This is a genomic window from Bradyrhizobium sp. USDA 4449, from assembly GCF_054056275.1.
In genome coordinates, this window is sequence record NZ_JBSRYD010000001.1 from 958,430 (window position 1) to 983,253 (window position 24,824).

The 24,824-nt window shown below is 65.1% G+C and carries 22 protein-coding genes; 17 read left to right on the forward strand and 5 right to left on the reverse strand.

Features of this window, described 5'->3' with window-relative positions; genetic code table 11:
• Window positions 1–26: 26 nt before the first annotated feature.
• From pgsA to ACVIIW_RS04575, 8 genes are all read left to right on the forward strand, one after another.
• The gene (gene pgsA / locus ACVIIW_RS04540; protein ID WP_456699641.1) at window positions 27–644 is read left to right on the forward strand and encodes a CDP-diacylglycerol--glycerol-3-phosphate 3-phosphatidyltransferase; all 618 of its coding nucleotides are present in this window, start codon (window positions 27–29) and stop codon (window positions 642–644) included.
• Complete coding sequence (gene moaD / locus ACVIIW_RS04545; protein WP_456699642.1) at window positions 641–892, forward strand: molybdopterin converting factor subunit 1; 252 nt, start codon at window positions 641–643, stop codon at window positions 890–892. Before pgsA ends, moaD begins: the two co-directional genes overlap by 4 nt.
• A gap of 3 nt (window positions 893–895) precedes the next feature.
• On the forward strand, window positions 896–1,378 hold the full coding sequence (locus tag ACVIIW_RS04550; protein ID WP_456699643.1) for a molybdenum cofactor biosynthesis protein MoaE: 483 nt from the start codon (window positions 896–898) through the stop codon (window positions 1,376–1,378).
• Window positions 1,378–2,331, forward strand: coding sequence for a 50S ribosomal protein L3 N(5)-glutamine methyltransferase (gene prmB, locus ACVIIW_RS04555; protein WP_456699644.1), 954 nt, complete (start codon window positions 1,378–1,380; stop codon window positions 2,329–2,331). Before ACVIIW_RS04550 ends, prmB begins: the two co-directional genes overlap by 1 nt.
• A gap of 78 nt (window positions 2,332–2,409) precedes the next feature.
• The gene (locus ACVIIW_RS04560; protein ID WP_456699645.1) at window positions 2,410–2,997 is read left to right on the forward strand and encodes a phage holin family protein; all 588 of its coding nucleotides are present in this window, start codon (window positions 2,410–2,412) and stop codon (window positions 2,995–2,997) included.
• 1 nt (window position 2,998) lies between these two features.
• Window positions 2,999–4,132, forward strand: coding sequence for a YihY/virulence factor BrkB family protein (locus ACVIIW_RS04565; RefSeq protein ID WP_456699646.1), 1,134 nt, complete (start codon window positions 2,999–3,001; stop codon window positions 4,130–4,132).
• Window positions 4,133–4,285: 153 nt separating this feature from the next.
• A complete protein-coding gene (locus tag ACVIIW_RS04570; RefSeq protein WP_456699647.1) occupies window positions 4,286–5,776 on the forward strand; it encodes an EAL domain-containing protein in 1,491 nt (496 codons plus the stop codon).
• A gap of 15 nt (window positions 5,777–5,791) precedes the next feature.
• Window positions 5,792–6,646 carry a TIGR01459 family HAD-type hydrolase gene (locus ACVIIW_RS04575; protein WP_456699648.1) on the forward strand — a complete coding sequence of 285 codons (855 nt, stop codon included), beginning with the start codon at window positions 5,792–5,794 and terminating at the stop codon, window positions 6,644–6,646.
• Between the two features lie 83 nt (window positions 6,647–6,729).
• Here ACVIIW_RS04575 and ACVIIW_RS04580 read toward each other — a convergent pair whose 3' ends face one another.
• Entirely contained in the window at window positions 6,730–7,125 is a 396-nt protein-coding gene (locus ACVIIW_RS04580; RefSeq protein ID WP_007596883.1) for a response regulator, read from the reverse strand.
• Between the two features lie 229 nt (window positions 7,126–7,354).
• Here ACVIIW_RS04580 and ACVIIW_RS04585 point away from each other — a divergent pair, with 229 nt between their 5' ends.
• From ACVIIW_RS04585 to mutL, 8 genes are all read left to right on the forward strand, one after another.
• A complete protein-coding gene (locus tag ACVIIW_RS04585) occupies window positions 7,355–8,326 on the forward strand; it encodes a bifunctional riboflavin kinase/FAD synthetase (protein ID WP_456699649.1) in 972 nt (323 codons plus the stop codon).
• A 208-nt stretch (window positions 8,327–8,534) separates the two neighbouring features.
• Complete coding sequence (gene ileS, locus ACVIIW_RS04590) at window positions 8,535–11,543, forward strand: isoleucine--tRNA ligase (RefSeq protein ID WP_456699650.1); 3,009 nt, start codon at window positions 8,535–8,537, stop codon at window positions 11,541–11,543.
• A 10-nt stretch (window positions 11,544–11,553) separates the two neighbouring features.
• On the forward strand, window positions 11,554–12,048 hold the full coding sequence (gene lspA, locus ACVIIW_RS04595) for a signal peptidase II (protein ID WP_456699651.1): 495 nt from the start codon (window positions 11,554–11,556) through the stop codon (window positions 12,046–12,048).
• Between the two features lie 126 nt (window positions 12,049–12,174).
• Complete coding sequence (locus tag ACVIIW_RS04600; RefSeq protein WP_456699652.1) at window positions 12,175–12,897, forward strand: hypothetical protein; 723 nt, start codon at window positions 12,175–12,177, stop codon at window positions 12,895–12,897.
• Window positions 12,898–13,088: 191 nt separating this feature from the next.
• Window positions 13,089–14,483, forward strand: coding sequence for a M16 family metallopeptidase (locus ACVIIW_RS04605; RefSeq protein ID WP_456699653.1), 1,395 nt, complete (start codon window positions 13,089–13,091; stop codon window positions 14,481–14,483).
• Window positions 14,480–15,853: a M16 family metallopeptidase gene (locus ACVIIW_RS04610; RefSeq protein ID WP_456699654.1), complete on the forward strand. Its 1,374-nt coding sequence runs from the start codon at window positions 14,480–14,482 to the stop codon at window positions 15,851–15,853. Before ACVIIW_RS04605 ends, ACVIIW_RS04610 begins: the two co-directional genes overlap by 4 nt.
• A gap of 115 nt (window positions 15,854–15,968) precedes the next feature.
• A complete protein-coding gene (gene arfB / locus ACVIIW_RS04615; protein ID WP_456699655.1) occupies window positions 15,969–16,385 on the forward strand; it encodes an alternative ribosome rescue aminoacyl-tRNA hydrolase ArfB in 417 nt (138 codons plus the stop codon).
• 108 nt (window positions 16,386–16,493) lie between these two features.
• On the forward strand, window positions 16,494–18,299 hold the full coding sequence (gene mutL, locus ACVIIW_RS04620; protein ID WP_456699656.1) for a DNA mismatch repair endonuclease MutL: 1,806 nt from the start codon (window positions 16,494–16,496) through the stop codon (window positions 18,297–18,299).
• Window position 18,300: 1 nt separating this feature from the next.
• Here the strand turns inward: mutL and rsmD are convergent, their stop codons facing one another.
• Both rsmD and ACVIIW_RS04630 read right to left on the reverse strand, forming a co-directional pair.
• The gene (gene rsmD / locus ACVIIW_RS04625; RefSeq protein ID WP_456699657.1) at window positions 18,301–18,858 is read right to left on the reverse strand and encodes a 16S rRNA (guanine(966)-N(2))-methyltransferase RsmD; all 558 of its coding nucleotides are present in this window, start codon (window positions 18,856–18,858) and stop codon (window positions 18,301–18,303) included.
• 1 nt (window position 18,859) lies between these two features.
• Complete coding sequence (locus tag ACVIIW_RS04630; RefSeq protein WP_456699658.1) at window positions 18,860–20,737, reverse strand: pseudouridine synthase; 1,878 nt, start codon at window positions 20,735–20,737, stop codon at window positions 18,860–18,862.
• A gap of 118 nt (window positions 20,738–20,855) precedes the next feature.
• Between ACVIIW_RS04630 and ACVIIW_RS04635 the strand changes: the two genes are divergently transcribed.
• A complete protein-coding gene (locus ACVIIW_RS04635; RefSeq protein ID WP_092230031.1) occupies window positions 20,856–21,314 on the forward strand; it encodes a nucleoside deaminase in 459 nt (152 codons plus the stop codon).
• Here ACVIIW_RS04635 and ACVIIW_RS04640 read toward each other — a convergent pair.
• Window positions 21,311–22,216 (reverse strand): alpha/beta fold hydrolase, encoded by a 906-nt coding sequence (locus ACVIIW_RS04640; protein ID WP_456699659.1) that lies wholly within the window; start codon window positions 22,214–22,216, stop codon window positions 21,311–21,313. The two genes, ACVIIW_RS04635 and ACVIIW_RS04640, sit on opposite strands and share 4 nt — an antisense overlap.
• Window positions 22,217–22,381: 165 nt before the next feature.
• Entirely contained in the window at window positions 22,382–23,671 is a 1,290-nt protein-coding gene (purD, locus tag ACVIIW_RS04645) for a phosphoribosylamine--glycine ligase (RefSeq protein WP_456699660.1), read from the reverse strand.
• Window positions 23,672–24,824 lie beyond the last annotated feature (1,153 nt).

Here is a 24,824-nt window from a genome sequence, read left to right on the forward strand (position 1 = left end):
GGGCTTGAGCGGTATTGGTAGGACGGATGAACATCGCCACGACACGAGGGACGACCAGCCGCGCGATGTCCCTCCCGAACATCCTGACCTATGGCCGGATCGCCGCGATCCCGGTCGTGGTCGGATGCATCTATGCGCAGTCGATCATGGACTACCCGCTGTGGCTGCGCTGGGTCGCGGTCGCCATCTTCATCGGCGCCGGGGTGACGGATTATCTCGACGGCTATTACGCGCGGATCTGGAATCAGCAATCGGCGTTCGGCCGGATGCTCGACCCGATAGCCGACAAGCTGCTGGTGGCCTCCTGCCTGCTGATGCTGGCGGCCGATGGCATCATCCACGGCTGGTCGCTATGGGCCGCCATCGTGATCCTTTGCCGCGAGATCCTGGTCTCGGGCCTGCGCGAATACCTCGCGGCGCTCCGCGTCAGCGTGCCCGTCACCAAGCTCGCCAAGTGGAAGACGACGGTGCAGCTCGTCGCCATCGGCTTCCTGCTCGCAGGTCCCGCCGGTGACGAGGTGCTCCCCGTGGTCTCGCTGATCGGCCTCATCCTGCTGTGGGCCTCGGCAATCCTGACCATGTACACCGGCTACGATTATTTCCGCGCCGGCATCCATCACCTCATCAAGGAGGATGAAGGATGAAGGTGAAGTATTTCGCCTGGGTGCGCGAGCGTGTCGGCAAGGCCGAAGAGACCATCGAGCCGCCCGCGACGGTGCGCACCGTCGCGGAGCTGATCACCTGGCTGTCGGGCCAGAGCGACGCTTACGCTTATGCCTTCGAGAAGCCGAAGGTGATCCGCACCGCGATCGACCATGCCCACGTCAAGGCGGACGCTGCCATCGCCGGCGCGCGCGAGATCGCATTCTTTCCGCCGATGACCGGCGGCTAGGCCATGACCTCTTCCGTCGCCAGCTGCCCCGTCGCCATCCGCATCCAGGAAGACGATTTCGACATCGCGCGCGAGATCGCGGTCCTGACCCGTAGCCGCACCGATATCGGCGCGGTCGTCAGCTTCTCCGGCATCTGCCGCGCCGACGAGGATAGCTCTGACATCGCCGCGCTCACGCTCGAGCATTATCCCGGCATGGCGGAAGAAGAGATCAAGCGCCATGTCGACGAAGCCTTGTCGCGCTGGCCGCTGAACGGCGTCACCGTCATCCATCGCGTGGGGCGGTTCGTGCCCGGCCAGAACATCGTGCTGGTGCTCACCGCCTCGCAACACCGCCGGGCGGCATTCGAGGCGGCCGAGTTCCTGATGGATTATCTCAAGACCAGCGCCCCGTTCTGGAAAAAGGAAGAGAGCGCCACCGGCACCGGCTGGGTCGAGGCCCATGCGCGTGACGACGAGGCCGCCGCACGCTGGACCAAATCCTGATGGCAAGAGCATCCAAGAAGGGCGGCCGCGCCGCGCCCAAACTCGCCAAGGTCGGCCCCGGCGAGCTCGTCTCGCTGCTCGATTTCGTCCGCTATGCGGTGAGCCGTTTCGTGGAAGCGAAACTCGCCTTTGCCCATGGCACGACCGATCCGGTCGCCGAGGCGATCTTCCTGGTCTGCGAGGCGCTGCATCTGCATCCCGAGCAATTCGAGAGCTTTGCCCAAGCTCGCGTCACCGTAGCGGAGGGCAGGGCCCTGCTCGATCTGGTCCATCAGCGCATCACCACCCGCAAACCGACGGCCTATCTCGTCAACAAGATCTACATGCGCGGCCTGCCTTTCTATGTCGACGAGCGCGTCATCGTTCCGCGTTCCTTCATCGGCGAGCTGCTCGATTCCCATTTCGGCGGCGACGGCGAGGTCGGCTCGCTCATCGACGATCCGAGCTCCGTCGCGCGCGTGCTCGATCTCTGCACCGGTTCAGGGTGCCTCGCGATCCTCGCCGCGTATCATTTCCCCAATGCCGAGGTCGACGCGGTCGATGTCTCCAAGGGGGCGCTCGAGGTCGCCACGCGCAATGTCGGGGAACATGGGCTGGATGAACGGATCACGCTGCACCGCGGTGATCTGTTCGCGCCGCTCGGCGGCAACAAATATGATCTGATCATCACCAACCCGCCTTACGTCGACGCCGAAGGCATGGCGGCATTGCCGCCGGAATGCCGGGCCGAGCCCAGACTTGCCTTCGACGGTGGCCCCGACGGTCTCGATGTCATCAGGCGCATCCTGCGCGACGCGCCCGATCACCTGACGCCGGACGGCGGCCTGCTTTGCGAGATCGGCCGCGGCCGCGAGCTGGTCGACGAGGCCTTTCCGGAACTGCCCCTGCTCTGGCTCGACACGGAAGATTCCGAGGGCGAGGTATTCTGGATCGCGGCCGCCGATCTCGGCTGATCGAGCGAGCGCTCCGGAACAAGTCAAATTCCGCCACGTTCACCCCCGACGAATGTTTCGCTGTCGGAGGATGTCCACATGCTCGCGCCATCGGGCGAATTGCTGCGCGCCGGTATGGCGCTGAAAATCAACCATCTCAAGCGCGCGGCCCGATCTTACCTGCGTGACCGCACCAGTCAGACCACTGGACGGATCACGTCCTACGCGGTCGCGGCCGGGCTGTTCGCGGTGGCCGGGCTGTTCTTGGTCGCAACCTTCTTTGTCGGCCTGATCGCGCTGTATCGCTGGATCGCTATCAGTTACGGACAATTCTGGGGCTTTGGGGCCGTTGCGGCGGTGCTCCTGGTGCTCGCCGCAGCCTGTGCCGGAGTGGCCATGGCTCAAATCCATCGCCGGACCAAGCCGATCGTGCCGCTTGCAAGTCGGATGCGCGTGGCGATCGCCACGCCGCGGATCCCGCGTGGAACGGTCAAGCAGGCCGTGAAAGAGGTCGCGACGACGATCCCTCTGGTACCGCTGGCGCCGGGAGAACGCAGCCGGGACGGCAGGACTGCGACAGTTCTTGCCAACCGCCCCGTGCAACTCGGCTTGATGCTCGCGGCCGTCGGGCTGTTGGGTGTCACGGCAGCGCGCCGAAGGCGCTCCCGCCACGGATTGGACGCCTGACATGCGTGCGCGGCACACCGAGCAGCAGCTCGACAGCTGGCTCCTGGTCGCCGCCACAGCCGTGTTCGTGTTGAGCGCAGAACGCTACTTTCAGGATTCCGGCTTGATCCGGCCGCGGCCTCCTCAAGACCAGCGCAACAGCGAAGGACATTCGCCTGAAACGAGCCCGGCGGGCGCAGCGACGCAGCCCGGGCACGGGCGCCGGTCGAAAAGTCCGTTCGCCATTCCCTGGGCGGGCTGGAAGGATATTTTCTGGCGTACCTATCAGCGCATCGGCGACGATCGCCTGCTGGCGACCGCCGGTGGGGTCGTCTTCTTCGGGCTGCTCGCGATCTTTCCCGCCGTGACTGCACTGGTTTCATCCTACGGCCTGTTCGCCAATCCCGCGACCATCACTGACAATCTCCAGAAGCTCGCGATGATGCTGCCCGAAGGCACCTTCCAGATCGTCCAGGAGCAGGTCGGACGCGTCGTATCGAAAGGCAACACGGCGCTTGGCGCCACCTTCCTGTTCGGTCTTGCGCTCGCAATCTGGAGCGCCAATGCCGGGGTTAAAGCGATCTTCGACGCCCTCAACGTCGCTTATGAGGAGCGCGAGAAGCGCGGCTTCATCAAGCTCAACCTGATTACACTCTGCTTCACGGTCGGTGGCATCATCGCGCTGCTGCTGATGGTGGCCGCCGTCGTCGCCTTCCCGCTTGCGCTCGATCATCTCGGCCTTGCGCCGGAGAGCAAGCTGATCGTCGCGCTCGCCCGCTGGCCGCTGCTGCTCGTCATCCTGCTGGTGGCGCTTGCCATCCTCTACCGCTTCGCACCCAGCCGCGACCAACCGCGCTGGCAATGGCTGAGTGTCGGCGCCGTGACCGCCGCCCTGCTCTGGATCGCCGGCTCGGCGCTGCTGTCCTGGTATCTCTCGGCCTTCGCCAATTACAGCGCCACCTACGGCTCGCTGGGCGCCGCGATCGGCTTGATGACGTGGATGTGGATGTCGGCGATCGTGATCATGTTCGGCGCCGAGCTGAACTCGGAGATCGAACGGCAGACCCTGCGCGACACGACCACAGGACGCCCCAGGCCTCTCGGCAGCCGCGAGGCAGTTTCGGCCGACACGGTCGGCGCCGCCGCACCCTCCTGACGACCTCCACGCGAGCCCGCGGCTGCTATCCCCTCGAATCAACAATGATGTTAAGGTCATGCATGCTTGGGGGAGCATGAGGCGCGACGGGTGCGAATTGCGACCCGTGTTTTCCCGGGTGAGGCAATCAGCTCTTGAGGCGTAGCGCGCGGCATGATTCGTATTTCGACGATCTTCATCGCCTTCTGCATGGTTCTGGTCGCAGCCTCGCTCGGGCTGGTGCTCTACTCGGTCGCCGGCATCAACGGAACCGAATCCGCGATCGTGGCGCTGACTGCCCTGACCTTCCTGATCCTCTACAATGCAGTCTCGATGCGGCTCCGCGACCGCAGCGACGTCGGCGGGCAGATCGCCGACCTGTCGCGGGGCACCGCCGACCTTGCCCGCCAGGTGGCCGAGTTCGGGCGCCGGCTCGCCGCGATCGAAGGCCGCATCGCCTCGTCCAATTCGACCAACTCCGATCGTGTCCAGTCGGTGATCGGCGAAATCAACGAGCTCGGTGGACTGGTCAGGCAGCTTGCCGCCACGGTATCGACCCATGAGGACATGCTGGCCGGTCAAGCGCCGGCGCCCGCGCCCGCTCCGGTCGCCCGGCTGGAGCGCGAAGCCCCCGTCGACCAGATCACGCCCTTCGAGGAGCGGCCGGCCGCTCCTCCGCCGCTTGCGGCACCGCCACCCCGGCCGACGCCGCCGGCGGTCCAGACCAGGCCAGCCAATGCCGTTCAGACCGTCAACGGCCGTAACCAGACCCAGATGCTGGCGACGCTGCGCAACGCCATCGACGAGAACCGCATCGACATCTTTCTCCAGCCGATGGTGACGCTGCCGCAGCGCAAGGTCCGCTTCTACGAGGCGGTGACCAGGCTCCGCGACGAGCGCGACCAGCTGATTGCGGCGGAAGAGTTCATCAGCATCGCCGAAGCCTCCGGACTGATCGGACGCATCGACAACATGGTGTTGCTGCGCTGTGTCCAGGTGTTGCGCCGGCTGATGGTGCGCAACAAGGATGTCGGTGTGTTCTGCAACGTGGCGGCCTCGACGCTCGGCAATTCCACCACCTTCGCGCAATGCCTGGATTTCCTCGAGGCCAACCGGGCGCTGGCGCCGTCGCTGGTGCTGGAGTTCAAGCAGGCGACCTTCCGCGGCCTCGGCCCCGCCGAGACCGAAAGTCTCGCGGCCCTCGCGCAGCGCGGCTTCCGCTTTTCGATCGACCATGTCACGGACCTCAGGATCGAGCCGCGCGAGCTCGCCGATCGCGGCGTGCGCTTCATCAAGGTCCCGGCATCGCTCCTGCTTGACCCCAGGCAAGCCTCGAGCTCGGACATCCATCCCTCCGACCTGTCCGACCTGCTCGGCCGTTTCGGCATCGATTTGATTGCGGAGCGGATCGAGGGAGAGCGCGCAGTGGTCGATCTGCTCGACTATGACGTGCGGTTCGGCCAGGGCTTTCTGTTCGCGCCACCCCGGCCATTGCGGCCCGAGGGGGCATCTGCTACCGGCGGAGCGGCGCCGAACCAGGCGCAGGATATTCAGGGATCCAATGGCTCCGGTACTTCAAGCCCAAGCGCAACTTCAGCTGCGACGCCCGCCGCTCCGCCATCATCGCGCGTCACCGGCAACGCAGCCCTCGCGCGCCGCATCTGATCGGCCGCGCGCATCATGACCACGCTGCACTTCGCACAGAGCCTGCGCGAGCTTGTGGCCGGGGTCGATGTCGTGCTCAGCGACATCTGGGGCGTCGTCCATAACGGTCTGGAATCGTTCCCGGAGGCCTGCGAGGCGCTGCACACCTATCGCAGCCGCGGCGGCACGGTGATCCTGATCACCAATGCGCCGCGCCCGGCTGACTCCGTGCAGCGGCAATTGCGCAAGCTGGGCGTCGCCGACGAGACCTACGACGCGATCGTCTCCTCCGGCGATTTGACGCGGCTCTATGTCGCCGAGCATCCCGGCCGCAAGATGTTCTGGCTCGGCCCCGAGCGCGACAACTCGATCTATCGCGGCCTCGGGGCGACGACTGCGCCACTGGAAGAAGCCGACTACATCGTCTGCACCGGCCTCTATGACGACGAGACCGAGACTGCGGAAGACTATCGCGGCATGATGCTGAAGGCCCGCGAGCGCCAGCTGACACTGGTCTGCGCCAACCCGGACATCGTGGTGGAGCGCGGCGACCGGCTGATCTATTGCGCCGGCGCGATTGCCGAGCTGTACCGCGAGCTCGGCGGCGAGGTGATCTTCTACGGCAAACCCCACCGGCCGATCTATGAACGCGCGATGGCGCTCGCCGGCGAACGCCAGGGGCACCCGATCGACCGCAAGAAAGTGCTGGCGATCGGCGATTCCGTCCGCACCGACCTGACCGGCGCGCGCGAATTCGGCATCGACTGCCTGTTTGTCACGCGCGGCATTCATGCCGAGGAGTTCGAGGGCCTCGACCAGCTCGATCCGAAGTCGGTGACGGAATTGTTCGGCCACCCGCCGAAGGCGCTGATGCGCGAATTGAAGTGGTAACGGCCGGGCCGTCACCGTTCCAGCGCGGAAAAGCCCGGGACGAGCCCGGGCTTTTCGAATTCAGCTGATGGCGTCAAGCGCGCTTACGCGCTGGCCATATCAGGGAAAACCGCCTCGATCTTGGTCTTCAGCGTCGCCGCGTTGAACGGCTTGACGATGTAGTTGTTCACGCCGGCCTTCTTGGCCGCGATCACGTTCTCGGTCTTGGATTCCGCCGTGATCATGATGAAGGGCGTGGTGGCGAGGTTGGGATCTGCCCGCACTTCGCGCAGCAGGTCGTAACCCGTCATCGGCTCCATGTTCCAATCGGAGATCACGAGCCCGTACTTCTTGCCGCGCATCTTGTTCAGCGCCGCCGAACCGTCGCTGGCATCGTCGATATTCTCGAAGCCAAGCTGCTTCAGGAGATTCCTGATGATACGGATCATGGTGCTGTAGTCGTCGACCACCAGAACCGACATCGACAAATCAACCGCCATCTCGACTCCCCCAACGCATACCCAGGACTATTCAAAATCGGACCTGACAGGCCGGGCCCTCAGTTCCATCTCCCAAGCACTAGCACCAAGGCGTTAAACAGCGCGTTAACTGCGGCGGCCCGCGACGGATCGGAAATCATGTTCCAGGCGACGGCCCGCTGCAGCTTGACTTCATCGGCCGGCTCAAGCCACGGTCCCGGCCGGTCCCGCCGGCTCGAGAATTCCCCTGATGGCCCCGCAATTTACCGTTATCCGCGATACCACGCCGGAATCCGCGATCCCCAAGGGGGCCGTGGTGGCCATGGGCAATTTCGACGGGGTCCATCTCGGCCACCGGGCCGTCATTACCGCTGCCCTGGAAATGGGCCGGGCGCATGGCCGCCCTGCGCTGGCGCTGACCTTCGAGCCGCATCCACGCCGGTTTTTCAGCCCCAACACCCCGCAATTTCGCCTGACCGACGAGCGGGCCAAGCTGCGGCTGCTGGCCGGGACCGGACTGGCCGGCGCCGTGGTCATGACCTTCGACAAGGCCCGCGCCGGGACCAGCGCGCAGGATTTCATTCACCATGACCTGATCGAACGTCTCGGCGTCAGCGGGATTGCGGTCGGATACGACTTCCATTTCGGCAAGGGACGGGTCGGTTCACCGAGCCTTCTGGTCAACGAAGCGCCCCGGCTCGGCATCGAGGTCGACGTGCAGCCGCATGTCGACATCGACGAGCGCCCGGTCTCCTCCAGCGCCATCCGGATTGCGCTCGCCGAGGGGCAGGTCGACGAGGCCACCACCATGCTGGGCGCGCCCTGGTTCATCACCGGCGAGGTCATCCACGGCGAGAAACGCGGCCGCGACCTCGGCTATCCCACCGCCAACATCCGGCTCGATGCCAATTGCGGCCTGAAGCACGGCATCTACGCCGTGCGGGTCGGCCGCGGGCCTGAGCGACTGAACGGGGTGGCGAGCTTCGGTCGCCGCCCGACCTTCGATAACGGTGCGCCGCTGCTGGAAATCTTCCTGTTCGACTTCCGGGGTGACCTGTACGGGCAGGCTCTCGACTGCGCCTTTATCGGCTTCATCCGCGAGGAGCTGAAGTTCGACGATATCGACACCCTGATCCGCCAGATGGACGACGATTCCGCCCGGGCCCGCGCGATGCTGGGGGCCGCCCCGGACGCATTTCCGCGGCTCGGGACCGTCGATTAAGGGCGGCCCCAAAGCCCGCCCGCCGGACCTTTGCGCTTCCCCCGCTCGGCTGCTATGGAGAGCCCATGTTTGCGCGGCGCATCATAGGGATTAGCAGCCCGGCTTCCGCCTGAGTCTCAAGGCTCGGCGCAAGACCGGGATTTCGTCGTTTCACCCCGCGATTCCGCATCGCCATCCGTTCCCGCGCCATTCCGAGCCAGTCAACCTCATGTCCGAAAAGCCGCAAAAGTCCCCAAAGTCCGAAGCCAAAGACTATTCGAAGACCCTGTTCCTGCCGCAGACCGAATTCCCGATGCGTGCCGGCCTGCCCCAGCGCGAACCGGAGATCCTCAAGCGCTGGTACGAGATCGGCCTCTACGAAAAGCTGCGAGACCGCGCGAAAGGCCGAGCCAAGTTCGTGCTGCACGACGGGCCGCCCTATGCCAACGGCAACATCCATATCGGCACGGCGCTGAACAAGATCCTCAAGGATCTCGTCACCAAGAGCCAGCAGATGCTCGGCTTCGATTCCAACTATGTGCCCGGCTGGGACTGCCACGGCCTGCCGATCGAATGGAAAGTCGAGGAGGAGAACTATCGCAAGAAGGGCAAGCAGAAGCCCGACTTCCGCGACAGCGCCGCGATGATCGATTTCCGGAAGGAGTGCCGCGCCTACGCCACGCACTGGCTCAACGTGCAGCGCGAGGAATTCAAGCGTCTCGGCGTGATCGGCGACTGGGCTCATCCTTACGCCACCATGAACTATCCGGCCGAAGCCCAGATCGCGCGCGAGCTGATGAAGTTCGCGGCCAACGGCACGCTCTATCGCGGGTCCAAGCCGGTGATGTGGAGCGTGATCGAAAAGACTGCGCTCGCCGAGGCCGAAGTCGAGTACGAGGACTACACGTCCGACATGGTCTGGGTGAAATTCCCTGTCACCTCGCCCGCGCATGGCGCGCTCGCTACAGCAAGCGTCGTGATCTGGACCACCACACCCTGGACCCTGCCCGGCAACCGCGCCATCTCGTTCTCGCCGAAGATCGGCTACGGCCTCTACAAGGTGACCGACGCGCCCGCGGACAATTGGGCCAAGACCGGCGATCTCCTGATCCTGGCCGACGCGCTCGCTGAAGAGGTGTTCAAGCAGGCGCGCGTGGCCGCTTTCGAGAAGGTTCGCGACATCCCAGGCGACACCATGGACGCAATCGAATGCGCCCATCCGCTCAAGGGGCTCGCCGGTGGCTACGACTTCATCGTGCCGCTGCTGTCCGGCGACCACGTCACCGACGACACCGGCACCGGTTTCGTGCACACCGCGCCCAGTCACGGCCGTGAGGACTTCGACGTCTGGATGGCGAATACGCGGGAACTCGACGCCCGCGGCATCAACACCGCGATTCCCTATACCGTCGACGAGAACGGCGCCTATACCGACCAGGCACCCGGCTTCACGGGCAAGCGCGTCATCAACGACAAGGGCGAGAAGGGCGACGCCAACGAGGCCGTGATCAAGGCGCTCGTGGAGAACGGCAAGTTGCTCGCGCGCGGCCGGCTCAAGCACCAATATCCGCACTCATGGCGCTCGAAGAAGCCGGTGATCTTCCGCAACACGCCACAATGGTTCATCGCGATGGACAAGGATATTGCCGCAAACGGCAAGACCAAGTCCGGCGACACGCTGCGCGCCCGCGCACTGCACGCGATCTCGGTGACGCAGTGGGTGCCACCGTCGGGAGAGAACCGCATCAACGGCATGATCGAGGCCCGGCCCGACTGGGTGATCTCACGCCAGCGCGCCTGGGGCGTGCCGATCGCCGTGTTCGTCCGCGAAAAGGGCGACGGCTCGGCCGAGGTCCTGCAGGATGAGGCCGTCAACACCCGCATCGGCGACGCCTTCGCGAAGGAAGGCGCGGACGCCTGGTATGCGACAGGTGCCCGCGAACGCTTCCTTGGACCGCGTGCTGGCGAGGATTGGCAGAAGGTCGACGACATTCTCGATGTCTGGTTCGATTCCGGCTCGACCCACGCCTTCGTGCTCGAAGACCCCGTGCAATTTCCCGGCTTGGCCGGCATCAAACGCAAGGTCGACGGCGGCACCGATACCGTGATGTATCTCGAAGGCTCGGACCAGCATCGCGGCTGGTTCCACTCTTCGTTGCTGGAGAGCTGCGGCACGCGCGGCCGCGCGCCCTACGACATCGTGCTGACCCACGGCTTCACCCAGGCCGAGGACGGCCGCAAGATGTCGAAGTCGCTCGGCAACACCATTGAACCGCAGTCCGTCATCAAGGAATCCGGCGCCGACATCCTGCGGCTTTGGGTTGCGTCCTGCGACTACACCGACGACCAGCGCATCGGCCCCGAAATCCTGAAAAACACCGTCGAGACCTACCGCAAGCTGCGCAATACCGTGCGCTGGATGCTCGGCACGCTTCATCACTACAAGCCGACCGAGGCCGTCGCGCCTGCCGCGATGCCCGAGCTCGAGCGGCTGATGCTGCACGAACTCGCCATTCGCGCCGAACTTGTCCGCAAGGCCTACGAGACGTTCGACTTCAAGAGCGTGGTCGCGACGCTGTCCGCCTTCATGAACAGCGAACTCTCGGCGTTCTACTTCGATATCCGCAAGGACACCCTCTATTGCGATCCACCGTCATCGGCGACACGCAAAGCGGCGCTGACCACGATCGACCTGCTGTGCAATTCAATCCTGAAATGGCTGGCGCCGGTCCTGAGCTTCACTGCGGAAGAAGCTTGGCGGATGTACAGGCCGGATGCGGAAGCGTCGGTGCATTTGACGCTGTTCCCGGAAGGTCTCGATAAGCTACGCGACGAGACCCTCGCCGCGAAATGGGAAACCATCCGCAATGTCCGCCGCGTCGTCACCGGCGCGCTGGAGCTTGAACGCGCCGCCAAGAACATCGGCTCCTCGCTCGAGGCCTCGCCGGTGATCTATGTCGCCGGCCGCGACGTGCTGGCGACGTTGTTCGACACCGATCTCGCCGAGATCTGCATCACCTCGAATTACGAGGTGCGCGAGGGCGAGGCGCCGGCCAATGCGTTCCGTCTCGACGGGGTACCGGGGGTCGCGGTCGTAGTGGAGAAGGCCGTCGGCACCAAATGCGCCCGCTCCTGGAAGATCTCGCCCATGGTCGGTGAGGACGCTGAATACCCCGACGTCACTCCGCGCGATGCCCAGGCGTTGCGCGAATGGAAAGCGTTGGGCTCGAGCATCTGATCGAACGGCCATGACCCCGCTCCGCGCCGGCATCATCGCGGCCGTGCTGACCCTCCTGGCCGATCAGGCCTCGAAGCTCTGGCTGCTGAACGGCTTCGACCTCGCCCGCAAGGGCGTGGTGAAGGTGACCCCCTTCTTCGACCTTGTGCTGGCCTGGAATATCGGGATCAGCTTCGGCTGGCTGCAGAACGACAGCCATGCGGCACAGATCGCACTGATGGCAGTGAAGGTCGTCGCGGTGATTGCACTGGCGATCTGGATGGCGCGGTCGCAGACCCGGCTCGCCACGGTCGCGCTGGGCCTGATCATCGGCGGCGCCATCGGCAACGGCATCGACCGCGTGGCCTACGGCGCGGTGGTCGACTTCGCCCTGTTCCACATCGAAATCGCCGGAAATACCTATGATTGGTACGTCTTCAACCTCGCGGACGTGGCTATCGTTGCTGGTGTGACGGCCTTGTTGTATGATTCCTTCTTGGGGGTACCCGCCGCAAAAGCGCCCTGATCCCGGTCGATACGGAACGGAGGCGGAACCTTGCTTGGCGAGCGGCGGTCGCGCGAGGCGCGACAAGACGTGCTACTCCAAGATTTGCACAGTTCAAGACTGCCACAATATGGAACAGGTACAGGAATGCGCAGCTCCGAGACCAGCGGTTCGATGGGTCGAGACTCCCGGCGGGGACTTTGGCTGGCGCTGAAATTGTCAGCCGTCGCACTTGGCATTGGTCTCGTCATGTCCGCGGGCCCGGTCCGCGCCGGCGACGATGACGATGACGACATGACCTTCGAAGAGAAGCTCATCGACAATTTGATGTCGGGCCTCGGCGCCAAGGGCATGGAGAAGAAGGGCATCGAGTACCGCGAGCGCTCGCCGCTGGTGGTGCCACCGAGCCTCGACCTGCCGCCGCCCGCCAGTGCCGACGCCGCGAACGCACCGAACTGGCCGAAGGATCCCGACGAGAAGCGCCGCAAGGAGGCCATCGCCGCGCGCAAGAAGGCGGGCAACAAGGCCGCGCAATATCTGAAAGATGCGCGGCCGCTGTCGCCATCCGAGTTGGACGCCCACAAGACGGCCCCGCAGCAGGCCAGCAATGACCCGGTCCAGCCGGGTACCAACGGCACCAACCCGACACTCAGCCCGGCCCAGCTCGGTTACACCGGCGGTCTGTGGAACATGTTCAAGGGTAGCAAGCCCGAGTCCAAGCCGTTCGTCAGCGAGCCACCGCGCCAATCGCTGGTCGAGCCGCCGCCGGGATATCAGACACCTTCGTCGAACTATGCCTATGGTTCCGGAGAAGATACCACACGCAAGACCTATTTCGACGTCATGTCGGGGAAGGAAAAGGAGCAATAAGCTCCCTGTCCGTCGCAAGCAGGCGTGTACCGCCGCAACGTCCGGTGTCGGCCGGATGCGGCAGATGACTTATTCTTAAGTACAACTCGACGGCGTTCTCTGCTTCGTGACCCGAAGCTCAAAGCCGCGCGGTGTAGCATGCCGTGCTTTCACGCCCGGACTTGAGGGTTCGGGCTTTCACAAGGATCGTGATGTCCTCACACCGATCGATTGCCTGCCTCTTCGCCGCGCTCCTCTCGACATCAGCCCTCGAGGTCGGCAGCGCATTCGCCCAGACGACGGTCACGTCCGCGCCGCCCGCCAGCTTCACGCTCAGCAACGGCCTCCAGGTCGTGGTGATCCCGGACCATCGCACGCCCGTTGTCACGGAGATGATCTGGTACAAGGTGGGCTCGGCCGACGAGACGCCGGGCAAATCCGGTCTCGCGCACTTCCTCGAACATCTCATGTTCAAGGGTACCGAGAAACATCCGATCGGCGAATTCTCCAAGACCGTGCTCCGCGTCGGCGGCAACGAGAATGCCTCGACGTCGGTCGATTACACCGACTACTACCAGCGCGTCCCGAAAGAACAGCTCCCGACCATGATGGAGTTTGAGGCCGATCGCATGACCGGCCTGATCCTCAAGGACGAGAACGTGCTGCCCGAACGTGATGTCGTGCTCGAAGAGTACAACATGCGCGTCGCAAACAGCCCCGACGCGCGCCTCAACGAACAGATCATGGCCGCGCTCTATCTCAATCATCCCTACGGCCGGCCGGTGATCGGCTGGCACCAGGAGATCGAAAAGCTCAATCGCGAGGACGCGCTCGCCTTCTACCGTCGCTTCTACGCACCGAACAACGCGATCCTCGTGATCGCCGGCGACGTCGAGGCTGCCGACGTACGCCCGCTGGTCGAGCGCGATTTCGGCCCGATCCCGTCGCAGCCGGCGATCCCTGCACGTCGCATCCGCCCGCAGGAGCCGGAACCGGTCGCGCCGCGCACCGTCACGCTGTCCGACCCGCGCGTCGAGCAGCCGAGCCTGCGCCGCTATTATCTGGTGCCCTCGGCGACCACCGCCGCGGCCGGCGAGAGTGCCGCGCTCGACGTCCTGGCGCAGTTGATGGGGAGCGGCAGCAACTCCTATCTCTACCGCGCGCTCGTCGTCGACAAGCCGCTCGCGGTCTCCGCCAGCGCCAGCTATTCCAGCATCTCGCTCGACCCGACCCAGTTCGCGATCTCGGCTTCGCCGAAGTCGGGTGTCAGCTTTGCCGAGGTCGAGCAAGTGATCGATGGCGTCATCGCCGACATTGCGCAGAATCCGATCCGTGCCGAGGATCTCGAGCGGGTCAAGACCCAGCTGATTGCGGAAGCGATCTACGCCCAGGACAACCAGGCCGTGCTGGCGCGCTGGTATGGCGGCGCACTCACCACGGGCCTGTCGATCGAGGATATCAGAAGCTGGCCCGACCGCATTCGCGCCGTCACCGCAGAACAGGTCCGCGGAGCTGCGCAAAAATGGCTGGAGAAAAAGCGCTCGGTGACCGGCTATCTGATCAAGGACACCAGCACCGCTGCCAAGCGCGAGGAGAAGCGTTCGTGACCCATTCTTTCCTTCGCGCACGCCATTTCGTGTTGTCGTTCGTCACCGGTGCGGCACTCGCTCTCGCCGCGATCTCGCCGTCGCAGGCCGCTGCGAAGATCCAGCATCTGGTCTCGCCCGGCGGCATCGAGGCGTGGTTCGTCCAGGACGCGACCGTGCCGCTGATCGCCATGGAATATTCCTTTGCGGGTGGCTCCGCACAGGATCCCAAGGAGAAGCCCGGTGTCGCCAATCTTGTCGGCGACCTTCTCGACGAGGGCTCCGGCGACCTCGATTCCAAGACGTTCCATGAGCGGCTCGACCGCCGTGCCATCGAGCTCTCCTTCAGCGCGACCCGCGACACCTTCCGCGGCAGCTTGCGCATGCTGCGCGACAACAAGGACGAAGCCTTCGACCTGTTGCGATCCTCACTGACCTCGCCGCATTTCGACCCTGTTGACGTCGAGCGCATCCGCTCGCAGGTCATCTCGGGCCTGCGCCGCGACACCACCAACCCGACCTCGCTTGCGAGCAAAAAATTCCTGGAGATGGCGTTCGGCGATCACCCCTATGGACGGCAGACCAACGGGACGCTCGAGAGCGTGCCGACGATCACGGTCGCCGACATGAAGGATTATGTCGGGCGCGTCCTCGCCAGGGATACGCTCAAGATCGCGGTGGTCGGCGACGTCGATCCGGCCACGCTCGGCAAGCTGCTCGATCACACGTTTGGTGCCTTGCCTGCCAAGGCCAATCTCGTGCCGGTCCCCGACATCGAGGCGGCAAAGCCCCCGCAGCGCGCCTTCGTGCCGCTCGACGTGCCGCAGACCGTCATCACCTTCGGCGGACCGGGCGTGATGCGCGACGATCCGAATTTCATGGCGGCCTATGTCGTCAACCACATCCTCGGTGGCGGCGGCCTGTCCTCGCGGCTCTATCGCGAGGTCCGCGAGAAGCGCGGGCTTGCTTATTCCGTGTTCGAATCGCTGCTCTGGATGGAGCATTCGGCAGTCTTCATCGGCAACACCGGTACCCGCGCGGACCGTGCCGGCGACACCATCGACGCGATCGAGAAGGAAGTGCGTCGCATCGCCGACGAGGGCCCGACCCAGCAAGAGCTCGACGAGGCCAAGTCCTATCTCAAGGGCTCGCAGATGCTTGCGTTGGATACCTCCTCCAAGCTCGCACAGGCGCTGCTGCAATATCAACAGGACAAGCTGCCGATCGACTATATCGAGAAGCGCAACGCCATCGTCGACGCGGTGACGCTCGACGACGCCAAGGCCGCCGCCAAGCGGCTCTGGAGCCAGGGCCTCCTGACCGTCGTCGTCGGCCGCGCGCCCCAGGCTGCCGCGCAGCCGGCCGCGGCACCGGCCACCAAGTCGAACTGACGTCACCTCACGTTTCCTGAAATGGCCGGGTTCGCCCGGCCATTTGCGTTTCCAGAGTACCATTGCCGAACATGGACGTTCCGCGATATGTCCTGAGATCATCAATGGTGCCATCATGCTGCGGATATCCCGCGATCTCGTCATCGACGAGGACGACATCGAGATCGGCTTTGTCCGCGCCTCCGGCCCGGGCGGGCAGAACGTCAACAAGGTCTCCACCTCTGCCCAGTTGCGCTTCGACACGCGCAAGCTGACCATCCCTGAAGATGCAGCGGTCCGGCTCGCCCGTGTCGCCGGCCAGCGCATGACCAAGGACGGCGTGATTGTGATCCACGCCCAGCGCTTCCGCACCCAGGAGCGCAATCGGCAGGACGCCGTCGACCGGCTCGTTGCGATCCTGACCGAGGCGATGATCCGGCCGACACCGCGTCGCGCGACGCGACCGACTTACGCGTCCAAACAGCGCCGGCTGGACGGCAAGAAGCGTCGCAGCGACGTCAAGGCCGGACGCGGCGGTCGCTTGAACGATTGAGGGGCCTGTTCCGGAGCAACCGGGATGTGGGCATCCGGGACTTGCCCCATGCAATTGCGCGCAGGCGGGGCTAAATTGAGCGCCCGAACGCTCCCCTCGAGTCGCTCCATGCCCGTCCGTCAGCTTCCAGAGCAGGTCGTCAACCGCATCGCGGCCGGCGAGGTGGTCGAACGTCCGGCCAGCGTGGTCAAGGAACTCGTCGAGAACGCCATCGATGCCGGCGCGAGCCGGATCGACGTCTTCACCGATGGCGGCGGGCGGCGGCGGATTGGCATCACCGACGACGGCAGCGGGATGACCCGGAGGGACCTGGCGCTCGCTGTCGAGCGACATGCCACCTCCAAGCTCGACGATGAGGACCTTCTGCAGATCCGTACCCTCGGCTTCCGCGGCGAGGCGCTGCCCTCGATCGGCTCCGTGGCGCGCCTCTCGATCACCACGCGGCATGCGAACGAGCCGCATGCCTGGGCGCTTACCGTCGAGGGCGGTGAGAAGTCCGAGATCATGCCGGCCGCGCTCGCGCATGGCACCCGCGTGGAGGTCAACGATCTCTTCTATGCGACGCCGGCGCGGCTGAAATTCCTGAAGACCGACCGCACCGAGGCGGAGGCGATCCGCGAGGTGGTACGGCGTCTCGCGATGGCGCGGCCCGATGTCGCCTTCACGCTCGCGGGCGAAGAGCGCGCACCCGTGACTTGGGCCGCGGCGCTGCCCGGCGCGGCGGGACGCCTGACGCGACTCGGCGACATTCTCGGCACGGAGTTCCGCAGCCACGCCTTCGAAGTCCATGCCGAGCGCGAGGGTGTCGTCGTCGCGGGCTACGCCGCGGCACCTGCGCTCACCAAAGCCAACGCGCTCGGGCAATATCTCTTCGTCAACGGTCGTCCCGTCCGCGACAAGCTGATCCTGGGGGCGGTGCGGGGCGCCTATGCCGATTATCTGCCGCGCGACCGGCATCCGGTGCTGGCGCTGTTCGTCACGCTCGATCCGCGCGAGGTCGATGCCAATGTGCATCCGGCCAAGACCGAGGTCCGCTTCCGCAACGCCGGCCTTGTGCGCGCGCTGATCGTACACGGGCTGAAGGAAGGCCTCGCGCGCGAGGGACGCCGCACCGCCGCCAACAGCGGCGAGAATGCATTGTCGTCGTTCCGGTCCGCCTTTACGCCGCAGCGACCGGCAAGCTGGGACTGGCGGGCTTCGCCATCCGCGCCGATGCCGTCATTCGAAGGCTCGGCCGCGCCTGCGTTCGCAGAACGCCCGCAGGCTGCGTTCGACGTTGGCGCACCAAGCGCGGACGTGCGGTTCGAAACCCAGCCGGTGACCGATCTCGTTGATCGTCCGCTCGGCGCGGCGCGTACGCAGCTGCACGAGACCTATATCGTGTCGCAGACTCGCGACGGCCTGATCATCGTCGACCAGCACGCCGCGCATGAACGCATCGTCTATGAGCGGCTCAAGGCTTCGCTCGCCGAGAACGGCGTGCAGCGACAGATCCTCTTGATCCCCGAGATCGTCGAGATGGACGAGGCCACGGTGGAGCGCCTGCTTGAGCGCAGCGACGAGCTCGTTTCATTCGGCCTTGCGATCGAATCCTTCGGCCCCGGCGCGGTCGCGGTGCGCGAGACGCCGTCGCTGCTCGGCAAGACCAACGCCGGCGGGCTGCTGCGCGATCTCTCCGAACATATGGCCGAATGGGATGAGGCTCTGCCGCTGGAGCGTCGCTTGATGCACGTCGCCGCGACCATGGCCTGCCACGGCTCGGTGCGCGCCGGCCGCCGCTTGCGGCCCGAGGAGATGAACGCCCTGCTCCGCGAGATGGAGGAGACGCCGAACTCCGGCCAGTGCAATCACGGCCGGCCGACTTACGTCGAGCTGAAGCTTGCCGACGTGGAAAAGCTGTTCGGGCGGAGATGAACTACGCGTTGCGTTTCAAAAACACGAACTCGGTGTCGTCATACGCCCGCCGCTCCAGCTCCTCAAAACCTTCCGGCGCCGCGAACTGCGCGGCCTTGGCCTCTTCCACCACCAGCAGCGCGCCTGATGTCAGCCAGCCGCCGTCACGCAAGCTCGCAAGCGCTTTCTCCGCAAAACCCTTGCCGTAGGGTGGATCGAGAAACACCAGCGAGAACGGCTCGACGGGATGTGCGGGACCGAGATCGGTCGCGTCGCGGCGATAAACCTTGGTGGCACCGCCGAGGCCGAGCGACTCGACATTGTTGCGCAGCAGCGCGCGCGCCTCAGCCCCATTGTCCACGAACAGCGTGAACTTCGCGCCGCGTGACGACGCCTCGATGCCGAGCGCGCCAGTGCCGGCGAAGAGATCGAGCACGCGTGCGTCCGCAATCGGGTTGTCATAGGCGTGCACGAGGATGTTGAACACGGATTCGCGCAGGCGATCCGCCGTGGGACGGATGTCGCGCGACGACGGTGAGGCGAGATTGCGCCCCTTTAAACGGCCGCCGACCACGCGCATGCTATTCGTCCCGCGGCGTCAGATCGCGTTTGCCGTGATAGCCGCGCTTGGGACGACGCGGCGGGCCGTAGCCGTTGGCCTGTTCCTCGTTGCGCTCGCGCGCTTCATCGCTGCCGGTACGCTGCACCAGCACGCGGCGGCCCTTGCGGTCGGCGATCACGGCGCGCTTGGAGGTCTTCTCGCCCTCGCCTGACGACTTCTTCGGCACGTCGAATTGCGCGCCCGACTTCTCGATCACCTTGTCGCCGAGCTGCTCACGCAGCACGCGCGAGCGGACCTCCTCGACCTGGCCCTCGGGGACCTCGCCGAGCTGGAACGGACCGTAGGAGACGCGGATCAGTCGGTTCACCTCGAGCCCGAGATGGGCGCAGACGTTGCGGACCTCGCGGTTCTTGCCTTCGCGGATCGCGAACACCAGCCAGACATTGGCGCCCTGGTCACGCTCCAGCGTCGCTTCGATCGGACCGTATTTCACGCCCTCGACCTCGATGCCGTCCTTGAGCTGGTCGAGCTGCGCCTGGGTGACATCGCCATGGGCGCGGACGCGGTAGCGGCGCAACCAGCCGGTATCAGGCAGCTCGAGCGTGCGAGCGAGGCCACCGTCATTGGTGAGCAGCAGGAGGCCTTCAGTATTGAAATCGAGCCGGCCGACGCTGATCAGCCGCGGCAGGCCTTCGGGCAGATTGTCGAACACGGTCGGACGACCCTCGGGATCGTCATGCGTGGTCATCAGCCCGCGCGGCTTGTGATAGAGGAACAGCCGCGTGCGCTCGCGCTCCGGCAACGGCTTGCCATCGACCAGGACGACGTCGTTCTTGGTGATGTCCAGCGCCGGCGAATTGATCACGCGGCCGTTGACGGTGACGCGTCCCTGCGTGACCATCTCCTCGGCATCCCTGCGCGAGGCGAGGCCTGCGCGCGCCAACGCCTTGGCGATGCGCTCCCCGGCCTTTTTCGGCTTCGGCGGCTCTTCGCGGCGCGGCCTTCCCTCGAAATCACGCTCGCGCGCGCGATAGGCGCCACGACCGCCGAAGGCGGGGCGTTTCTCGAAGATCCTGCTGTCGTCCTCGTTGTCGCGGCGCGGACGATCGCCAAAGCGGCCTTCGCTGCGCGGATGCTCCTGCCAGTCCATGCGGCCCTCGGGCCGCTCGCGCGGACGATCGAACTTCGGACGGTCTTCGCGCGACCGGTCAAACTTTGGACGATCGCGGAACGGACGATCGCCAGAGGCGCGATCATCGCGTGAGCGCGAGAAACGCGGACGGTCATCACCACGGCCGCCGTCACGACGGTCGTCGCGCTGGCGCCAGGGCTTTTCCTCGCTGCGATCGCGGCCGCGGAAATCCTTGTCGAACGACTTGCGCGGACGGTCGCCATGCGGACGATCATCGCGCTTCTGCCAGGGCTTGGAATCGCTGCGCTCGCCACGGTCGCGCGAAAATTTCCGCTCGCCGTCGAACTTGCGCTCGCCACGGTCACCGCGCGGCGCATAGGGCCGCTTGTCGCCGAACTTCTTGTCGCCGAAGCGACCCGCGGGACGGGCATCGTCGCGGTCCCGGCTGCGCGGCGGACGGTCGTCGCGGCCATAGGACGGACGGTCGCCGCGCGGCTTGAAGCCGCGCTCGCCGCGGCCCTCGCCGCCACGGTCATCGCGCTTGAAGCGCGGGCGGTCGGAAAAATCGCGACGCGGGGCATCGCCCTCCTCGCGTCGGCGGAAGGGGCGGCTGTCGCGAGGCGGGCGGCTGTCGCGATCGCCTTTGCCCTCAAAGCCGCGCTTGGCGAATTTCTTGTCGGGGCCGCGCGGCTTGCCGCTGCGGCCGCCTTTGGGGGGACCTCGCCGGCCGCGGGAATCGTTGTCTTTGTCGCTGTCGCGAGGCATGAATAATCTCACTCAGGGGGTGGCCAGACGCATTACGCGCGCTCATTCCGAGCCGCGTGCTCAGGCAAAAATCGTAAGCACTTCTGCTGAAGGCGCAGCTACTAGCAGGTTTCTTCGGATGATACGAGGCTTGAAAGCCCCTTCTTTCATGGATTTGGCGCTCAAAACGGCCGAAAATGCCGGAAAGGCTGGCGAAGTTCCGATCGGGTGCGTGGTGGTCCGCAACTACGAGGTCATCGCCACCGCCGCCAACCGCACCCTGACCGACTACGACCCCACGGGCCACGCCGAGATCATCGCGCTGCGCGAGGCGGCGAAAAAGATCGGCAGCGAGCGGCTGGTCGACTGCGACCTCTACGTGACCTTGGAGCCCTGCACCATGTGTGCGGGCGCGATCTCCTTTGCAAGGGTCCGCCGGCTCTATTACGGCGCGGCTGACCCCAAGGGCGGCGCGGTCGAATCGGGCGTGCGGTTCTTTGCCTCACCGACCTGTCACCACGCCCCGGACGTTTATTCCGGGGTCGGCGAGAGCGAGGCGGCGCGGCTGCTCAAGGAGTTCTTTCGCGAGCGGCGCTAGCTGCCTGCAAAAAACGAAAGCAGCGCCCGCGTGGTGACGTCGGGGTTCTCCTCGGTGAGGAAGTGACCGGAATCGACAGGCTGGCCTCCGACATTGGTCGCCCATTGCTTCCAGACATCGAGCGGGGTCGCGGCGGCTTGCGCAATGCCGGCGCCGCCCCACAGCGCCAGCATGGGCACGGTGATCTTCTTGCCGGCCTCGAAATCGGCCTTGTCGAGGTCGTAGTCGATATAGGCGCCGGCGCGGTAGTCCTCGCACATCGCATGGATGCGGGCGGGATCGCGGAACGGGGCGAGGTAGTGTTCGAGCGCGCGCGGGTCGATCGCATCCAGCGTTCTCGATTTGGTCTGGCTCGCCATCTTGAAGCGCAGGAAGAACTCGCCCTGGCCCGAGATCAGCGTCTCCGGCAGCGGCGCGGGCTGCGCCAGAAACGTCCAGTGATAGATCTTCAGCGCATAGGCGCGGTTCATCCGCTCCCAGTAATTATAGGTCGGCAGGATATCGAGCACGGCGAGCTTCGACAGCCGGCCGGGATGATCCAGCGCCAAGCGATACGACACGCGGCCGCCGCGATCGTGGCCGGCGAGCGCGAAGTGGACGTGGCCGAGCCGCTCCATCATCTCCACCATGGCCTTGGCCATCGCGCGCTTGCTGTAGGGCATGTGCAGCGCATCGCTCTCGGGCATGTCGGACCAGCCATAGCCGGGCAGGTCGGCGATGATCAGCGTGAAGGCGTCGGCCAGCTCAGGCGCGACGCGGTGCCACATCACATGCGTCTCGGAGAAGCCGTGCAGCAGCAGCAGCGGCGGCCCGTTGCCACCGATGCGGGCGAAGATGCGGCCGAACGAGGTGTTGACCCATTCGGAGGCGAAGCCGGGATAGAGGTCGGCGAGATCGGACATCAGTTCCACCCACTCAAAATGTCGAAACAACCCCATGCACCGTAGCGGTATTATCAGCGGGGTGACTAACCCTATCTGCTGATTGCGTATTTCTGGAATGTCGAGATCAAGCCACAGTCCCGGAGTCCGGATCGGCGCGCTGCCCGCGCCGGCGGGGACGACGCGCTAGCCCCTCGCCTTCTCGGCCTCCACCGCCTGCCAGCCGATGTCGCGGCGGCAGAAGCCTTCCGGCCAGCGGATGCGGTCGACGGCCTGATAGGCGCGCGCCTGTGCTTCGGCCACGGTCGCGCCCAGCGCGCAGACATTGAGCACGCGCCCGCCATTGGCGAGGATGGCGCCGTCCTTCGCGACCGTGCCGGCGTGGAAGATCTCGACCGTGTCGACCTTGGCGGCATCGTCGAGCCCCTCGATCTCGGTGCCCTTCTGGTAGTCGCCGGGATAGCCCTTCGCCGCCATCACCACGGTGAGCGCGGATTCCGGATACCAGCGCAGGTCAAAATTCTTCAGCTGGCCGTCGCAGGCGGCGAGGAACGCCGGCACGATGTCAGACATCATCCGCAGCATCAGCACCTGGCATTCGGGATCGCCGAAGCGGACGTTGAACTCGAACAGCTTTGGGCCCTGCGTCGTCAGCATGATGCCAGCGTACAGAATGCCGCGGAACGGCGTGCCGCGCTGCTTCATGCCCGCGACCGTCGGCAGGATGATCTTCGACATGATCGCGTCGTGGATCGCCGGCGTCACCAGAGGCGTCGGCGAATAGGCGCCCATGCCGCCGGTGTTCGGGCCGACGTCGTGGTCGAACACGCGCTTGTGGTCCTGGGCGGAGGCGAGCGGAATGGCGGTCTCGCCGTCGCACAGCGCGAAGAAGCTGATCTCGCGGCCCGGCAGGAACTCCTCGATCACCACTTCCGCGCCGGCCTCGCCAAACGCGCCCTCGAACATCATGGCGATGGCGTCCTCCGCCTCGCGCACTGACTTCGCAACGACGACGCCCTTGCCGGCGGCAAGGCCGTCGGCCTTCACCACGATCGGCGCGCCCCGGCTTTGCACGTAATCGCGCGCGTCCTGGGCGTTGGTGAATCGCTTGTAGGCGCCGGTCGGAATGCCGAACTCGGTGCACAGCGCCTTGGTAAAGCCCTTGGAGCTTTCGAGCTGCGCCGGGATCTTGTTCGGCCCGAACGCCTTGATATCCGCAGCGGTGAGATCATCGACGATGCCGGCCGCCAGCGGCGTCTCCGGGCCGACCACGACCAGGTCGACCGCATTCGTCTTGCAGAAGTCGATCACGGCGGCATGGTCGGCAACATCGAGCGCCACGCACTCCGCCTCGCGCGCGATGCGCATGCCGGCATTGCCGGGCGCGCACCAGAGTTTGGTCACCAGGGGGGACGCCGCAATCTTCCACGCCAGAGCATGTTCGCGGCCGCCGGAACCAAGCAGGAGAATGTGCATCGAAGGCTCAGAAATTGAGGGGTTTTGCTGGAGGGCGGAGGTCGCACGAATCGGGGTGGGGCTCAAGGGGGGATGTTACCCTCCAACTGTACCTCTTCGCGAGCCTTGGCAGCGCGCCTCCGCGCGTAAGAGACATTTCGACCATTTGGGATTTAAAGCGCCATGTTCGAACTTCCGCCCTTTCGCAAATGTCCTCGCTGCAAAAGCGAGTCGTTCGGTACGCTGTCTGTCGGCGGCAATTGCGTGACGAAGCGCTGCAAAGAGTGCAGATATTCGCGCGAAGAGGTGCTTCCCCGCGTTGAAAAGCGTGTCGTTACCTTGATCAGCCCGTAGGATGGGTTGAGCCCTGGCGAAACCCATCACACGTGTTTCGCGAAGCATCCGTAGAGCCAGCCGACCACTTGCCGTTGGAAGATAGCTGCGAAGACGGAGAGCGGGAAAGGGAAAGCGATGGGTTTCGCAAAGGCTCAACCCATCCTACGAACTCAATGGGCTGCTGCCTCCCCTTCCGTCGTTCCGGGGCGCGCAAAGCGCGAGCCCGTAGGATGGGTTGAGCCCTGGCGAAACCCATCACACGTGTTTCGCGAAGCATCCGTAGAGCCAGCCGACCACTTGCCGTTGGAAGATAGCTGCGAAGACGGAGAGCGGGAAAGGGAAAGCGATGGGTTCCGCAAAGGCTCAACCCATCCTACGAACTCAATGGGCTGCTGCCTTCCCTCCCGTCATTCCGGGGCGCGCAAAGCGCGAGCCCGTAGCCCGTAGGATGGGTTGAGCCCTGGCGAAACCCATCATACGTGTTTCGCGAAGCATCCGTAGAGCTAGCCGACCGGGCGCCATCCGCGATTCATCGTCACTTGCAGTCGGAAGATAGCTGCGAAGACGAAGAGCGGGAATGGGAAAGCGATGGGTTTCGCAAGGGCTCGACCCATCCTACGAACTCAATGGGCTGCTGCCTTCCCTCCCGTCATTCCGGGGCGCGCAAAGCCCGTAGCCCGTAGGATGGGTTGAGCCCTGGCGAAACCCATCACACGTGTTTCGCGAAGCATCCGTAGAGCTGGCCGACCGGACGCCATCCGCGATTCATCGTCACTTGCAGTCGGAAGATAGCTGCGAAGACGGAGAGCGGGAATGGGAAAGCGATGGGTTTCGCAAG